This is a genomic window from Cohnella sp. GCM10027633, assembly GCF_042675445.1.
In the GTDB taxonomy this organism is placed as follows: Bacteria; Bacillota; Bacilli; order Paenibacillales; family Paenibacillaceae; genus Cohnella.
The window spans coordinates 125,001-140,508 of record NZ_JBHTGV010000010.1 but is presented as its reverse complement, the minus strand read 5'-3'; the positions used below and the strand labels follow the sequence as shown (position 1 = coordinate 140,508).

Annotated in this window: 10 protein-coding genes; 8 read left to right on the top strand and 2 right to left on the bottom strand. The window is 62.9% G+C overall.

Annotated elements, in window-relative coordinates; all coding sequences use genetic code 11:
* Positions 1-5: 5 nt before the first annotated feature.
* The 7 genes from ACFQZG_RS20255 to ACFQZG_RS20225 all read left to right on the top strand — a co-directional run bounded on the left by ACFQZG_RS20255 (position 6) and on the right by ACFQZG_RS20225 (position 10,685).
* A complete protein-coding gene (locus ACFQZG_RS20255) occupies positions 6-878 on the top strand; it encodes a PhzF family phenazine biosynthesis protein (RefSeq protein ID WP_378155801.1) in 873 nt (290 codons plus the stop codon).
* A 125-nt stretch (positions 879-1,003) separates the two neighbouring features.
* Positions 1,004-1,444 carry a VanZ family protein gene (locus tag ACFQZG_RS20250; RefSeq protein ID WP_378155799.1) on the top strand — a complete coding sequence of 147 codons (441 nt, stop codon included), beginning with the start codon at positions 1,004-1,006 and terminating at the stop codon, positions 1,442-1,444.
* Between the two features lie 15 nt (positions 1,445-1,459).
* The gene (locus tag ACFQZG_RS20245) at positions 1,460-2,023 is read left to right on the top strand and encodes a hypothetical protein (RefSeq protein ID WP_378155798.1); all 564 of its coding nucleotides are present in this window, start codon (positions 1,460-1,462) and stop codon (positions 2,021-2,023) included.
* A 264-nt stretch (positions 2,024-2,287) separates the two neighbouring features.
* Positions 2,288-3,370: a glycoside hydrolase family 172 protein gene (locus ACFQZG_RS20240; protein WP_378155796.1), complete on the top strand. Its 1,083-nt coding sequence runs from the start codon at positions 2,288-2,290 to the stop codon at positions 3,368-3,370.
* Positions 3,371-3,393: 23 nt separating this feature from the next.
* Complete coding sequence (locus ACFQZG_RS20235; RefSeq protein ID WP_378155794.1) at positions 3,394-5,154, top strand: TIM-barrel domain-containing protein; 1,761 nt, start codon at positions 3,394-3,396, stop codon at positions 5,152-5,154.
* Positions 5,151-7,439, top strand: a complete 2,289-nt coding sequence (locus ACFQZG_RS20230) for a YyaL domain-containing protein (protein ID WP_378155792.1) — start codon at positions 5,151-5,153, stop codon at positions 7,437-7,439. Before ACFQZG_RS20235 ends, ACFQZG_RS20230 begins: the two co-directional genes overlap by 4 nt.
* A gap of 51 nt (positions 7,440-7,490) precedes the next feature.
* On the top strand, positions 7,491-10,685 hold the full coding sequence (locus ACFQZG_RS20225) for an alpha-mannosidase (RefSeq protein ID WP_378155790.1): 3,195 nt from the start codon (positions 7,491-7,493) through the stop codon (positions 10,683-10,685).
* On the opposite strand, the gene ACFQZG_RS20220 is transcribed toward ACFQZG_RS20225, so the two are convergent.
* Together ACFQZG_RS20220 and ACFQZG_RS20215 are read right to left on the bottom strand one after the other, a co-directional pair.
* Positions 10,663-12,519 (bottom strand): sensor histidine kinase, encoded by a 1,857-nt coding sequence (locus ACFQZG_RS20220; protein WP_378155788.1) that lies wholly within the window; start codon positions 12,517-12,519, stop codon positions 10,663-10,665. The two genes, ACFQZG_RS20225 and ACFQZG_RS20220, sit on opposite strands and share 23 nt — an antisense overlap.
* A complete protein-coding gene (locus tag ACFQZG_RS20215; RefSeq protein ID WP_378155786.1) occupies positions 12,516-13,586 on the bottom strand; it encodes a response regulator transcription factor in 1,071 nt (356 codons plus the stop codon). The genes ACFQZG_RS20220 and ACFQZG_RS20215 overlap by 4 nt, the downstream gene beginning before the upstream one ends.
* 212 nt (positions 13,587-13,798) lie before the next feature.
* Here ACFQZG_RS20215 and ACFQZG_RS20210 point away from each other — a divergent pair, with 212 nt between their 5' ends.
* Positions 13,799-15,457 carry an ABC transporter substrate-binding protein gene (locus ACFQZG_RS20210; RefSeq protein WP_378155784.1) on the top strand — a complete coding sequence of 553 codons (1,659 nt, stop codon included), beginning with the start codon at positions 13,799-13,801 and terminating at the stop codon, positions 15,455-15,457.
* The last annotated feature ends 51 nt before the right edge of the window (positions 15,458-15,508 follow it).

Here is a 15,508-nt window from a genome sequence, read left to right as displayed (position 1 = left end):
GGCCGATGAAAGTCATTCACTACGACGCGTTCGCGGACGTGCCGAATCTAGGGAATCCGGCAGGTATCGTGCTTGACGCCGACGAGCTTGGCCATGAAGAGATGCAAGCGATCGCGCGGCGGGTCGGCTTCAACGAGACGGTGTTCGTTCGTCGCTCCGGAGTTGCGGAAGCGAAGCTGACTTATTACACGCCGGGACACGAGATCAACCTATGCGGCCACGCGACGATCGCTTCGCTATCTTGTCTGAGGGATCGCGGCATGATCGATACGAGCAGGTCGCTGACGATAGAGACGAACGTCGGCATTCTGCCGATCTCGTTCGAAGGGGAGCGCGGGGAGTTCGTCCGAATGAAGCAGGATGTTCCTCGGTTCGTTCCGTTCTCCGGCGATGCCGATCGGCTCATGCGCGCGATGGGCTTGCGACCGGAGGAACGGGACGACCGGTATCCGATCGTCTACGGAAGCACGGGGACATGGACATTGCTCGTTCCGGTGAGAAGTCTGGAAGCGTTCGCTCGAATGAAGCCGGCCAATCGGGATTTTCCCGATATTCTGGTCGAGAATCCCAAGGCGTCGGTGCATCCGTTCGGCATGGAGACGTTGAACGCGGAGGCGCTTATGCACGCCAGACACTTCTCGTCGCCGTACTCGGGGACGGTAGAAGATCCGGTGACGGGCACGGCATCCGGCGTCATGGGCGCGTATTATCTGACCTACATGCAGCCGGATCTCGCGTCCGCGGCCTTCGTCGTGGAGCAAGGCCAGGAGATCGGCCGGGACGGCCGCGTTCGCGTCGAAGCGTACAAGCGCGAGGGGCAGGGGATGGACGTTTACGTTGCCGGAACGGCCGTGTTCGTCAAGGAGATGGAAGTTTAAGCGAGGGAGCCGCGTAATGAGCGGCTTTTTTCATGCCGAAATTAAGGTTGACGATGGGTGCCGGGTGCGTGCTATGATGACAACCATATGAGAAATTTTTCCATACATTGGACTGGGGGATAGGCATGACGGCGAGAGTTTTGAAGGCGTGCGTCTGGGTTCTTTTCCTCCTCTACCTGCTCGTATTATTTCAATACCTGGTGATGGATCGGTATCAGTACACGCGGATGAGAAGCTACAACTTGATTCCGTTCGATTCCATTCGTTCGTATATTGAACATAAGGAAAGCTATAACTACCGCACCTGGTGGATGAACCTGTTCGGCAATCTGGTCATGCTCGTACCGTTCGGCGTGCTTCTGCCGCTCGTAATCGCCAAGCTGCGCAAGACCTGGGCGTTCGTAGTCGCGCTGCTCGCGTTCAACCTCGGCATCGAGATCATGCAATTTGGCTTCCGGTTAGGCAGCTTCGACGTGGACGATCTCCTGCTGAATAGCTCGGGGGCATTGATCGCGTACGCGTTCATACGGGTCGTGTTGACTGTAGCGCGAAAACCATCTACTTGATCGGAGGCGCAAGCGATGGAGAGAAGGCGCAAGGTCTTGTTCGGCGCGGTACTGGTCGCACTGGCCGTGTCGGTTGCCGGGTTGTTGCATGGCCGGCTGGAAGCGGCTCGACCGGTCTATGAGCAGATCGAGTCGGCGGTGCGGGATTCCGATCGCGATTACAAGCAACTGTTGCACGTCCACGTGGATGCCGAGCATACGCTCGTATTTTACGAGACGCTTAAGGAAGAGTTGTCGGTCGTCACGCTCGACAAGAGCGCGACGGGATTCAAGTTGCGCGAATATATTAATAAGCAACCGATGTATACGGATAAGGATATCAGTTGGACTGGCACGCAGAGACCGGACGACATCTACTTGCTGTTCGGCACCGTCCTTAATCCGCTGGTGACGCAAGTGATCGTCGTCAGCGAGGGCGGGCAACCGGCTCGCATTGCGGAGCAGGGCGGCCGCAAGATCTGGTATTACAAGGCGGACGGTCATCTTCAGGCTCCGATTACGCTGAGGGCATTCGACAAGGACGGCAATAGGCTATACGAGTGGGGAGATCCGGCGTATTGGGAAGACGCCGGGAACTAGGAGAAGCATAGAGTAAGGCTTACGACCGTCAGGGATATCCTGGCGGTTTTATTGCGTTCGGCCGGAGAGGCCGGTCGCGGCGCCGAGATTTCACGTTCCGCGGACGATCCTCGAAGACGGCGTTGATCCGGGATTGCGCCGCTTCGGAGATAAGTACACGCGGGCGGTGTTATTTCCTCTTGAGGAGAGATTGCCGCGCTTCCATACTGTAGGGTGTGAAACGAATGCCTGGCACGATACGAGCCAACACAAGGGGGAACCGCCATGGCGGCATTTGACGGACTACATGTGCATTTGGGCAATTTATCGCGGTTATCGTCGGCGCGCACTCGCTCCATCAGCGCGGAGAACAAGGACGGAGCCAAGGGCAAGGGCGGCATGGCGACGACGGGAACGGGCGAGGGACCGGCCAGGGAGCTGGGCATCGGTTGGAAAGTATCCCCTTCCGTCATCGTCCCCAAAGGCGGTACGATCACGCTTGCCGAGATCGAGGGGCCGGGGGCGATCCAGCATATTTGGTTGACTTGTCATCCCGGTCTGTGGCGCAAGCTCGTGCTTCGCATGTATTGGGACGGCGAGGAGACGCCCTCCGTGGAGGCGCCGCTCGGCGACTTCTTCTGCAACGGCTGGTGCGAACGGGCGGACGTCAACTCGATTCCGGTATCCGTCAATCCGGCGGGGGGCTTCAATAGCTACTGGCTGATGCCGTTCCAAAGATCGGCGCGCATCACGGTGGAGAGCTTGGCGAACGAAGACGAGGTGCTGTTCTATCAGATCGATTATACGCTTACGGACGTCGGGGAAGACGAAGCTTACTTCCACGCGCAATTCCGTCGGAGCAACCCGCTCGCTTACCAGGACGTGCACACGATTCTCGACGGGGTCGCGGGACGCGGGCACTACGTTGGCATCTACTTGGCATGGCAGTCCAATAACGCCGGCTGGTGGGGAGAAGGCGAGATTAAGTTCTACATGGACGGCGACGGCGAGTTCCCGACGATCTGCGGCACGGGAACGGAGGATTACGTCGGCGGAGCCTGGTGCTTCGAACAGCCGCAGGGCCGCTACGCCACGTACTCGACGCCGTACCTCGGCTTCCATCAGGTACTGCAGCCCGACGGATTCTACCGCAGCCAAACCCGGTTCGGGATGTACCGCTGGCACGTGCAGGACCCGATCCGGTTCGAAAGCGATCTGCGGGTGACCATTCAGGCGCTCGGCTGGCGTTCGGAAGGCAGGTACTTGCCGCTGCAGGACGATATCGCGTCTACCGCGTTCTGGTACCAGGCGGAGCCGCACGCGCGGTTCCCGGCGTTACCTGGCCGCAACGGCCTTGAAGTGATATGAGCCTAACGGAGGAGAGATCGAACATGAGCAACGCTTATACGTTGGAGGCGGGACGTCTCCTGCTCGAGGCGAATTCGAATACGGGAATCTTGACGCTGCGCGACGCGGCGAGCGGCGAGCGGCTGCTCGTCGTGCCGGACAAGGGCGTGTTCGTGCCCTCGTTCGAGGGCAGGCGTCCGGACGTCCGGCTGACCGGCATCGGGCGGACAGAGAACGGCAACGGTCTCGTGCTGTCCTACGCGGGAGACGGACTGGAGCGGCTGGACGTCATCTGGGAGGCGCGAATCGAAGGGCTGACGGTGCGCTGCGCCTTCGCGCCGTCGTCGGAATCGTCCTTGGGCGCAATCGAACTGTTCCCGGCCGGTACGAAGATCAACATGTACGACCTGATCAATTTCCGCAACCGCCATCATACGCCGCATACGTGGCCGGAGCTCAACTTCGGCATGACGATCGATACGACCACGTACTCGAACGATTGGCAATTCGCGCCGCATCCTTCGATGTTCGTGCTCCGCAAGGACCGGATCGCGCTCGTCTTCGGGGCGCTGAGCTTGTCCGAGACGTTCGGCATGTCCCTGTCGGCGGAGGATTTCCTGCTTCGAGACTGGCGTCTCGACTACGGCGGGGAGCAATGGGGCTTGCAGGTCGCGGCCGGGCAGACGTTCGAATCGCCGGTATTCTGCTTGTTCTCGGCCGACGCGGGCGGCGGCGACGTATACTCCGCAGTGAAGGAGTACGCCGACGCGCTCGTGCGCGGGCGGTGGATTCCGGATCCCGCGGACAAGCCTCGGATCGCTTGGCATAGGGACAACCTGTACTGCACGTGGCACGACCAAGGCTACCGTTCCTCCGTCTACATGCCGACCAGCCTCGAGGAGCAGAGCGTGGCCGGTTCGCTCGACGAAGGCGCGGCTGCATTGAACGAGCGGCTCGTGCTGGACGCGGTGGAGACGATCGAGCGGGAACGGCTGCCGTTCCGCACGATATTGATCGACGCGGGATGGGCCAAGGTGTCCGGGGAGTGGGTACCGCATCCCGAGCGATTCCCCGACTTCAGAGGATTGGTCGATCGCTTGCATGCCAAGGGGTTCAAGGTCATCGTCTGGTGGAATTGGGCCGAGCTATACGACGAAGCGTTCGCCGAGACGCGCCATCTGATCGCCGGCGGCAAGAAGAACCGCCACGGCCGCCGGATGCGCGACTATTCGCACCCGGCGACTCAATCGGAATACTTGCTGCCGCTGCTGGAGAAGATGCTGTCTTCCGCGCCCGGTTGCTATGACGTCGACGGCGTCAAGACCGATTTTCTCGCGGACAAGGTGCATGCCGACATGCCGATACACGATCCGGCGTGGCGCGGAGAGGAGAACTACTTCTACCGCGTCTACAAGCTGTTCTACGGCGAGATGAAACGGATCAAGCCCGATTCGTGCCATATCGGCTGCGCGGGCCACCCGTACTTAGCCGAATTCACCGACATTAACCGGACGTACGACATCTTCAGCTCCGATCCCCGCGAGCATCTGGAGCGGGCGCGGATGCTTCAATGCACGTCGCCGGGAACGCCGGTGGCGTTCGACTTCCATTGTTACGCCGAGCGGCACGAGCGTTACTTCGACCTGGCGCTGGAGGCGGATTGCTCCGTGCAGATCGGCAACGTCCTCGCGATGAGACGAGACTACTTCTCGCCATGGGAGCCGGCGGACGCCGCCTATTACGGCATGCTGCGCGCCGGGCTCGAACGTCACGCGGGCAGGTTCGGCGGAGCGGAAGAGCGTTGAGAGAGGAGCGGATTCGGTTGACGACGGGAGAACGCTGGGCCGAGAGCCTGCGAACGAAGCTGAACGCCGCGTTCAGACTAGAGCTGCGAAGCTACGAGGGTAGCCGGCCGACCGCGTCGTTGCCGCTGTCGGCATGGGGCTCCGCCGACGCATCAGAGGAGCCGATCGCGTTCGCGGGAGCGACATGGCGAACGCGGGTCGAGGTCCTCCCCGTGCCGGGGGAGGAGGCGACGGACGTGCGCGTCGCGGTGCGCGCGGAAGCCGGCTCTGCCGGGCAGGTGGCCGTGGCCGCCGGATTCGAGCTGTCGGGCTGGACGAGAGACGCGTACGTGCTGATCCCGGGGGCCGTCTACAACGGCAACCGGTACCGCTCGCGCGAGGCGGGCTACCCGCCGATCTTCGAGCTGCCGGAGGATCTCTCGCCGGATATTCCGGTAACGATCACGGACGTGCCCCGGCTGAACGACGGAGCCGGTCCTTCGCGGCTGGAGCAGACGTCGGAGGACGCGGCGACGCCCGGCATCGGCGCTTACTTGCCGGAGCTCGGCCAGGGGCTGTGGCTGCTGACCGGCCAGCAGACCGAAGCCGGCCCGATCGGATTGACGGTAGAGGAGGACGAATCGCGGTCCCAGGGCCGGATCATGCTGTCGCTGCCTTCCATGCGCGAAGACGGACGGAAGGGAGACAGGGCGCCGGATTGGGGGCCGGGCGACGAGGCCGAGCTGCGGTTCCGCGTCTACGCGTTCCCTTGCGCCGAGCCGCAAGGACTGTTCAATCGGCTGGCGGATATCCGCAAGGCCGTCGTCGGCAGTCCGGAAGAGGCCGGCCGCGCGGGCGATCTGCCGATGTCGGCGGCCTGCGACATTCTGGAGCGAAAGTTCAATCGGGACAACTGGGAGCCGGGAAGAGGCTATTACGCCGTCGGCGTCCGGGACAACCGGTACCAGGATTGGCAGCCCGGATGGGTAGGCGGCGGCATGTCGACGCTGCCGTTGTCGATGCTCGGCTCCGCGCTTTCGCGCGAGCGCGCGCGGAGCACGCTCGATTACTTATTCTCCCGGCAAGCGCCGTCCGGCCTGTTCCACGGCGTCGAGCATGAAGGCGTCTCTTACGGAGACGGGTTCCACCGGGTCGATTCGCCGCGGTGGCATCTAGTGCGCAAGAGCGCGGACGCCCTCTACTTCGCGATGAAGCAGATCGAGCTGGCGGAGCGGCAGGACGGCAGGGAGGCGCCGGCGCATTGGCTGGCGGGAGCACGGGCCGCTGCCGACGCCTTCGTCCGGCTGTGGCGGACGTACGGCCAATTCGGCCAGTTCGCGGACGTCGATACGGGGGAGCTGCTCGTCGGCGGATCGACCGGTCCGGCCATCGCTTCGGCCGGCTTGGCGCTGGCGGCCGTCCGGTTCCGTGAGCCCGCGTACTTGCGAATCGCGGAGGAGGCGGCCGTCCGTTACGACGAAGGGGACGCGCGCCGCTGCGTGACGACCGGCGGTCCGGGCGAGATTCTGCAGTGCCCGGACAGCGAGTCCGCGTTCGGCTTGCTGGAGTCGTTCGTCGCGCTGTACGAGGCGACGGGCGGCTCGGGCTGGGCGGAGCGCGCGGCCCGCTTGGCGAAGCAATGCATGTCGTGGGTCGTCTCGTACGACTATCGCTGGCCGCCGGGCTCGGAATTCGGACGTCTCGGCATCCGCTCGAAAGGCTCGGTCATCGCCAACGTCCAGAACAAGCATAGCGCGCCCGGCATCTGCACGCTGTCCGGCGACGCGCTGCTGAAGCTGTACCGGGCGACGGGAGACGAATCGTTCCTGGAGCTGCTGGAGGACATCGCGCGCGGCTTGCCGCAGTACTTGTCCCGCGCGGACCGGCCGGTCCGCTCCTGGGATCCCGGCAAGCCGGAGTTGCCGGAGGGCTGGATGTGCGAACGGGTCAACCTAAGCGACTGGGAAGGTCGAGACAAGATCGGCGAGGTGTTCCGCGGCACGTGCTGGTGCGAGACGTCGCTCATGCTGACGATCGCCGAAGTGCCGGGGTTGTACGTGCAGCCGGATACCGGAGTGTACCGCGTCTTCGACGCGCTCGAAGCGGAGGTGCTAGCGCACGATGCGGAAAGCGGCGCGTTGACGCTCCAGCTTCGCAACCCGACCGCGTACGCCGCGCGAACGACCGTGCTGGCCGAGACGAGCTCCCGCGCCGGAACGCAGCCTCTCGGTCCGCTGCCCCTGTGGGGATGCGGGACGATCGCGCTCGCGCCGGGCGAGACGACCGTCATGACCTGGCAAGCGTAGCGCGAATAACAACGAATCGACAGTTATTATGCTGAAGAAAGGAGCGGTCCTATGTTCTGGGAAATCGAGAAGCTGGCGGCAAGAATCAAAGAGCTGGGGCCGTTGCGTTACCGGGAGGAGCGGTCGCTTCTTCCGCTGCGCGCGATGGAGGACGCCGCCGGAGAGAACGGCGCTCGGCCGCCGGAGGGCTGGGCTTCGTGGCCGGCCGTCGGCGAAGGCTTCCGCTGGAAGGCGCGCGATCGCTATCTGTGGTTGTGCCGCGAGATCGCCGTTCCCGAGGAATGGCCGGAAGGGCGCGAGGCGCTCGTCCGGTTCAACTTCGGCCGGCTGACGCCGCTCACCGAGGAAGGCTTCGAATCGCTGCTGTACGTCGACGGCAAGCCATATCAAGGCGTGGACGCGAACCACGAGGAAATCTTCCTCCCCGCCGGCCCTCCTGGCCGCAGGCACCTGCTGCAATTCCGGCTATGGTCGGGCTTGGAGTTCGGGGGTCGGCCGGAGGAGCAGGAGCGGGAGCTGCGGCTGTTCTCCCTCTGCTGGCTGGACCCGGCCGCGGACGATCTGTACTACACGGCGACCGCCGCGCTGGACGCCGTGCGCGTGCTGGAGGAGCGGGATCCTCGGAGGAGGGAGCTGTTGACGGCGCTCGACCGCGCGTTCCGTCTGTTAGATTGGTCGCGTCCGGGCAGCGAGGCGTTCTACGCCTCCGTCCGGGAGGCGGCGGAACGGCTGCGGACCGGCGTGGAGGCGATCGCCGAAGGCGAGAATTCGTCCGTCGTCGTGCGAGCCATCGGTCATACGCATATCGACGTTGCCTGGCTATGGCGTCTGCGGCATACCCGGGAGAAGGCGGCGCGGTCGTTCTCGACGGTGCTGCGGCTCATGGAGAAGTATCCGGATTACGTGTTCCTCCAGTCGATGCCCCAGCTCTACGCTTACGTGCGGGAAGATTATCCGGACGTGTATGCCCAGATCCGCGAACGGGTCCGCGAAGGGCGCTGGGAAGCGGGCGGGGCAATGTGGCTCGAGGCCGACTGCAATCTGCCGTCCGGCGAATCGCTCGTGCGGCAGATCGCGGCGGGCACCCGCTTCTTCCGCGATGAGTTCGGGACGGAATGCGAGTATCTGTGGCTGCCGGACGTGTTCGGCTATTGCGCGCAGCTGCCGCAAATTCTGAGCAAGTCCGGCATCCGCGTCATGATGACGACCAAGATCAGCTGGAACCAGTACAACCGGATTCCGCACGATACGTTCCTATGGCGCGCGCCGGACGGCACGGACATCGTCGCGCACTTCATGACGACGCCGATGAAGGAGGAGGAGAGCGGCGACTACTACACGTACAACGGGCATCTGACGCCGCGCACGGTCGACGGAGCCTGGCGGAACTATCGCGACAAGGACGTCAATCAAGAGCTGATCCTGGCCTACGGTTACGGAGACGGCGGCGGGGGAGTCAACCGGGATATGCTGGAGCTTCGCCGGAGACTCGCGCGCATGCCGGGTCTGCCCCGGGTCGAGACCGGACGGGCGGACGACTACTTCCGCGGGCTTGAGCGGCGCGTGCGGGAATCCGACAGGTACGTTCACGAGTGGATCGGAGAGCTGTACTTGGAATACCACCGGGGAACCTATACGAGCCAAGCGGCCCTGAAGAGGGAGAACAGGCGGCTGGAGCTGAGGCTGCGCCGCGCGGAGTGGCTGCTGTCCTGGCTGTCGTGCTCCGGCAAGGCGGCGGCGACCGAGGAAGCGGCCGAGCGGATCGGGTCGTCTTGGACGATCTTGCTGCGCAACCAGTTCCACGACATTCTGCCCGGCTCCTGCACGGCGGAAGTCGCGGTCGACGCGATGGCCGAGTATGCCGAAGCCCGAGGCTATCTGGATCACGCGGAAAAGCTGTTGCTCGGCGGACTCGTCGGCTCCGCGAACGACGGCGCGGCGGCTGCGTCCGGAGGCGGCACGCCTTACATCCTGTTCAACGCGGCGGCTTGGCCGAACCGGGAACCGGTCCTCTTGCCGGGGAACGGACCGGACGGCGGGCGCCTCGCGTTCCGCGATGCCGGCGGCGAGACGTTGGCTTCGCAGCGGACCGCGGACGGATGGCTCGTCGTTCCGCCGGAGGTTCCGGCGTTCGGAACGGCGGAATTCGAAGCCGTCGTCGATGCATCGCGGACCGATGAACGCCGAGAGGACCCGTTCCGCTACGCTGAAGGGTCGTTGGACACGCCGTTCTACGACATCCGGTGGAACGAGCACGGCCAGCTGACTCGGCTGTACGACAAGACGTTCCGCCGGGAAGCGCTCCTTCCCGGCGAGAGAGGCAACGTTCTGCAAGCGTTCGAGGACAAGCCGCTTCAATTCGACGCGTGGGACATCGACATTTTCTATGGGGAGAAGCGTTCGGAGATTCGCGACCTGAAGGGTGTTCGCCTGGAGGAGTCGGGGCCGGTGCGCGCGGTCGTCCGGTTCGAATGGACGTACGGGGATTCCGTCATCGCGCAGAGGTTGATCGCGTACGCGCGAGGACGCAGGATCGACTTCGCGACGGAGATCGACTGGCAGGAGTCGCAGCAGTTGCTGAAGGCAGCCTTCCACGTGAACGTCCGCGCGCCCGAGGCGACCTACGACATGCCGTTCGGCCCGACGAAACGGCCGACCCATTGGAACACGAGCTGGGACTACGCCCGGTTCGAATCCGCCGGCCATCAATGGGCTGACTTGTCGGAGCGGGGCTACGGCATCAGCCTGCTGAACGATTGCAAGTACGGGTACGACGTCAAGGATCGGACGATGCGGCTGTCGCTGATCAAGTCCGGCATCTATCCCGATCCCGAGGCGGACCGCGGGCAGCATCGCTTCACGTATGCGCTGCTCCCGCATGGCGGCGATTGGGTCGAGGGAGAGACGGCGCCGGAAGCGTGGCGGCTTAACGATCCGATGCTGGCCGTGCAAGGCCGACGGTTAGGCCCGCCCTCGCCGATCGCCGTCGAGGCGCCGCCGACCGTTCAGGTCGACGCCGTCAAGCCGGCGGAGGACGGCCGCGGCCTGATCGTCCGCCTGCACGAATACGGAGGCGGACAAGCGACCGTGCGCCTCGGTTACCTCGACGGCGTCGCCGCCTGCGAAGAAACCGATCTTCTCGAGCGGCCGCTCGGAGCCGCGGCGCGGGAGGGCGAATCGTTCGCTATCGCGCTCGCGCCGCACGAGATCCGAACGGTGAGGCTCATTCCGCAGGCGAAGGCGTAGTCTCGCCGTCGCCGTCGTCCGACGGCTGGGGAGGCAACGGCAGCGTCACGATCGCCGTCATGCCGCCCCAGCCGTTATTGTCGTAACGCAAGCCGAAGCGGGGGCCGTAGAGCAAGCGGATGCGGCCGTCCACGTTGCGGATGCCGTACCCGCCTTTCGTCTGAGGCAAGCTGGCGCGGCCTTCGAGATGCGCGTTGATGAGCGCGGCGTCCGCGGTGCCGTCGCCGGAGTTGTCGATCTCCAGCGCGACGGACTGTCCGCTCGCGGCGCCTCGGATGCGCAGCCGAGCGGCGTTCTTCGCCTTCTCGATGCCGTACTGGTAGGCGTTCTCCACGAGAGGTTGGAGCGTAAGCTTCGGCATCGGCACGCGGAGGATGGCGGGATCGACGTCGTATTCCGGCTCGAAGGCGAGATCGTAGCAGAGCGATTGCACGTTGACGTAATGCTTGACCTGTTCGAGCTCCTCTGCGACGGTGACTCCGACGTTCGGATCCTTGATGCTGTAACGCAAAATATTCGCTAGAGACGAGACGATGCTCGAGATCCGGTCGGCGCCGACGCCGAGCGCGATCCAGTTGACCGAATCGAGCGTGTTGTAGAGGAAGTGGGGATTGATTTGCGCTTGCAGCGCCTTCAGCTCCGCTTCCTTTTCTTTGATTCCGCTCAGGTAGACGTCCTCCATCAGCTCCTGCATCCGCTTCATGAGCCGGTTGAAGTTCAGGTAGAGCACGCCCACCTCGTCGTTGGCCGGAGGATCGACGGATACCTGCATCTTCTGCGGGTTATGAATGCCTCCCATCGTGCCCGCGAGCCGGCGGATCGGCCGGGCGATCCGGTTGGACAAGTACAGCGACACGGCCACGGCGAGCACGATGGCGAGCACGGAGGTCGTGACGATCATCTTGGTGACGACGACTAGGCTGTCCGCGATATCCGAGCGGGGCAGCAAGGCGATCAGCTGCCACCCGTTGGCCGCGGTATGGCGCTCGTACATATAGGCTTTATCGTTGTACTTAATCTCGCCGTCCGCCTGGGACTTCTCGTCGAGGGCGCCCGCGGTCTTCATCCGCTGCAGCATTCCGTCCGCCGAGCCGTCGTCGTTGCCGAACAACACCGAGCCGTCCCGGTCGAGCAGCAGCAGCCGGGTGTGCTTGGTCAGCTTCGTCGATTCGATCTGCCGCTTGATCTGCTCCGTATCGAAGTTCAGCACGACGATGCCGAGCGTCTGGCGCTCCTCCGCCTCGATGACTTGATAGTTATAGGAAGGGTTGTAGATGATCAGCCTGGATACGTGCATCCGGTTGCGGTCGTCGTCGTCGCGGAACCAGTGCATCGCGCCGTCGGCCTCGACCGTGCGCCGATACCACTCGCTGTCCTTGACGTCGGCGTCGTTGAAGATGCCGCGAATCGTCAGATCGGCCGACCGGAGCGTCGCGGAGAACGGCATGCTCGGATCGGCGAAGAACGAGATTTCGTAATTCGTCAGCGTGTTGTTCAGCGGAATGTAGATGTACTTGATCAATTGCTCGTTGATCTGGTCCTTCATCTTGTTGTTCTCGTAGTCCGACGGCTCCCGCGCGAGAATGCTCATGACGGTGCGGTCGGCATAGAGCAGCATCGTCGCCTGGTCGATGCTGTTGATCAGGTTGTTCAGGTGGTTGCGGTTCTGCACCATCACCTGCCGCTGGTCGTCGAGAATCTGATTCCGGTAGATCGTGCCGAATTGAACGTACAGCGTCATGCTGGCCGCCAGCAGCGTACCCGCGAGCAGGACGATGAACATGACCGCGATCTTGACGTTCAGGCTGACGAACCGCGGCTTGCGGCGGCTCATCCTTCCCTCCCGGCGCCGAGCAGGAGATTGCGGTAATGGGTGGGGGTAATGTTCTCGGACTTCTTGAACGCCTTGGCGAAGTAATGGGGATCGGCGTAGCCGGTCAATCTCGCGATGTCGTTGATCATGAACTGGGGCTGGGCCAGCAGCTCTTTCGCCTTGGCCATGCGCAGCGACGTCAAGTACGTGCTGATGTTCGTGCCGGTTACCTGACGGAAAATCACGCTCGTATAGTTGGCCGACAAGCCGTTCTCCGAGGCCATCGTATAGACGGACAGGTTGGGGTCGTCGAAGTGGTTGTCCAGATAATGCTTCAGATGCTCGACGATCGCCTCGCTGGTCGAGCTCTTGCGGCTTTGGAGCATGCGCGCCGCAGACGAGTAGAGAGACTCCGTGAGCGCCTTCATCGACGTCTTCGTCTTGCAAGCGAGCAATTCGCGCCACGCCTCTTCCTTGTCCGCGCCGAGCTGCTCCGGCTGGACGCCCATCAGCTGAAGCGTGTCGAAGAACAGAGCGGTCAGCTTGACGCACAGCTCCTTCGCGGAATGAGAATGGATGTCTTCGAGCGCGGGGAAGTCTTCGCGGAAGAAGTCCGCCAAGCCGCCGGCGTCGGTCGTCTTGAGCAGCAGGGCGGCTTTGTGCTCGAGGCGGGAGTCGTACAGCAGCGAATAATGGCGCCGGCGTTCCTCGATCAGTTCGGCCGTACGGGACAGAATCTCGGAGATTCGCTCGATTTTGTCGCGGTCGATCGGTTTGAGAATATAATCCGTGACGCCGTAGCGCAACGCGTTCTGCGCGTAAGAGAATTCGTCGTAGGCGCTCAGAATGACGATCCGGGTGTCCGGAAGGAGCTCGTTGATCCGCCGGGACAGCTCCAATCCGTCCATATGGGGCATGCGCACGTCCGTGATGACGACGTCCGGCTGCTTCTCCACGGCCATCGCCCAGGCTTCCCGCCCGTCCCCCGCTTGGCCGACGATCGCGGCGCCGATGCGCTCCCACGGAATCATCTTCCGGAGCCCTTCGCACACGGCCGGCCGATCGTCCACTACCATTACGCTGATCATAGCCGGTACCACTCCTCGAACCGTTGTGGTGCCATTATAGTACGTACGGGAAAAACCGGTCAAACAAGTTTTGTCCACTCCACGCATTATATTTACCCTTGTGAAAGCGCTGCAGCGGTCTCTATGATGAATACAAGCGAGACAGCTCCGGAATGTCCGCTGCGATTGGCGATAGACGCGATGAACAGAGGTTAACAAAGGGAGGAACAACAGTGAACGTTCGCAAGGGGTACGCCAAAAAAACGCTGCTGCTGGCAGCGGCTTCGACGTTAGTGCTTACGCTTGCCGCATGCTCCGGCAGCAACAATAACAACAACGCGGAACCGTCGGGCAGCGCCGCTTCGCCGAGCGCCGGCGCCAGCCCCGCGGCGAGCGGTTCGATTCCGTCGGACAAGGAATTCGAGATCGCCGTCATGAGCTGGCAGGATCCGAAGAGCAAGTACGGCATGGCTTACGATTACGCGTTCCAAGAATACATGAAGCTGCACCCGAACGTGAAGATCAAGAACATTTTCCAGCCGAACAACGGCTACGACACTTTGCTGGACACGCAATACGTCGCCCACAAGGCGCCGGACGCGGCCCAGATGTTCGCGCCTTGGATCAACAAATACGCGGACCAGGACTACCTGCTCCGGCTCGACTCGGCCATGCACGAGGAATCGCCTTACAATACGGGCAAGCCGTGGGTAGATACGTTCATCAAGGGAGAAAGCTCGTTCAGCGGGATGAAGTCCCGCAATAAGTACGGGGCCATCACGTTCGTGCCCGTGGACGGCGGCATCGGCCAATCCCCGATTTTCCCGTTCTACTACAACAAGAGCATGCTCGACAAAGCGGGCGTCGCGGCGCTCCCGACCACGTGGGCGGAGTTCATCGAAGCGCTGAAAAAGGTGAAAGAAGCCGGCTTCATCCCGGTCGCGGTCGACAATAACCGGTTCTTGAACTGGACGTTCTCCTGGGTCGGCTCGCAGCTGGGCGAGAACTACCTCGACCAATTCTTCGACGCCAAGTACGCCGGCAAGCAGCTGTACGAGGAGAAGGCTCTCGCGGCGCTGCTGACGGGCAAGATCGGACCTCAGGATCCGGCCATCAACTCGGTCATCGACATCATGAAGGACTTCTCCCAGTATTGGCAGGAGGGATGGGCCGGCGCGACCGAGCAAGAATCGCAGCAGATGTTCGTCTACAACAAAGCCGCCTTCATCCTCGACGGCAACTGGATGCTCGGTTATTACAACGACAACGTGAAAGACTTCGAAGTCGGCGTCATGCCGTTCCCGCTCGTCACGAAGGAGACGTCCCCGTTCGCCGAGGAAGCGATGCCGGCGCCGGGCGATCAAGTCGACTACGGTTGGGGGCTGAACAAGGACCTGGAGAAGGATCCGGACAAAATGAAGGTCGTCGTCGATCTGTTCCGGTTCATCACGAGCAAGGACGTCCAAGCGAAGATGGCCGAGATGGCGGTCTGGGCGCCGGTCACGGCCGACGTCGCCGCTCCGGAGCCGATGGTGCCGTTCCTGGCGACGGACAAAAACACGCTCAAGAACCCGCTCGACAACCCGTTGTACAACTACGCCGGAGACGCGGTCGCGATCAGCCAGGTGTGGCTGACGGGCAAAGCCGACAAGGCGGAGTACTTGTCCAAGATGTCCGCCGACAACCTCAAGCTCGCGACGCAGCGCATCAAGGACGCGCTCGACGACAAGATCGGGCTTCCGAACCAAATCGCGGAGCTCGAGAAGCAGTCGGCCGACCAGAAGGCCGCCGGCAGTCCGGAAGTGGTCGTCAAGGCGACGGAAGACAGCCTGGCGCTGGCCAAGCTGAAGCTGGAGTTCTATAAGCAATACGCCGAGCCCGCGCTGAAGTAAGCCGGACGGCGACAGTTGGCGGGGAGACGCTCCGACAGCGTGCCAGAAGCG

Excerpts from the sequence above, each read along its gene's own strand:
- ACFQZG_RS20255 (WP_378155801.1), top strand. The coding sequence starts at position 6 with ATGAAAGTCATTCACTACGACGCGTTCGCGGACGTGCCGAATCTAGGG.
- ACFQZG_RS20250 (WP_378155799.1), top strand. The coding sequence starts at position 1,004 with ATGACGGCGAGAGTTTTGAAGGCGTGCGTCTGGGTTCTTTTCCTCCTC.
- ACFQZG_RS20245 (WP_378155798.1), top strand. The coding sequence starts at position 1,460 with ATGGAGAGAAGGCGCAAGGTCTTGTTCGGCGCGGTACTGGTCGCACTG.
- ACFQZG_RS20240 (WP_378155796.1), top strand. The coding sequence starts at position 2,288 with ATGGCGGCATTTGACGGACTACATGTGCATTTGGGCAATTTATCGCGG.
- ACFQZG_RS20235 (WP_378155794.1), top strand. The coding sequence starts at position 3,394 with ATGAGCAACGCTTATACGTTGGAGGCGGGACGTCTCCTGCTCGAGGCG.
- ACFQZG_RS20225 (WP_378155790.1), top strand. The coding sequence starts at position 7,491 with ATGTTCTGGGAAATCGAGAAGCTGGCGGCAAGAATCAAAGAGCTGGGG.
- ACFQZG_RS20220 (WP_378155788.1), bottom strand. The coding sequence starts at position 12,519 with ATGAGCCGCCGCAAGCCGCGGTTCGTCAGCCTGAACGTCAAGATCGCG.
- ACFQZG_RS20215 (WP_378155786.1), bottom strand. The coding sequence starts at position 13,586 with ATGATCAGCGTAATGGTAGTGGACGATCGGCCGGCCGTGTGCGAAGGG.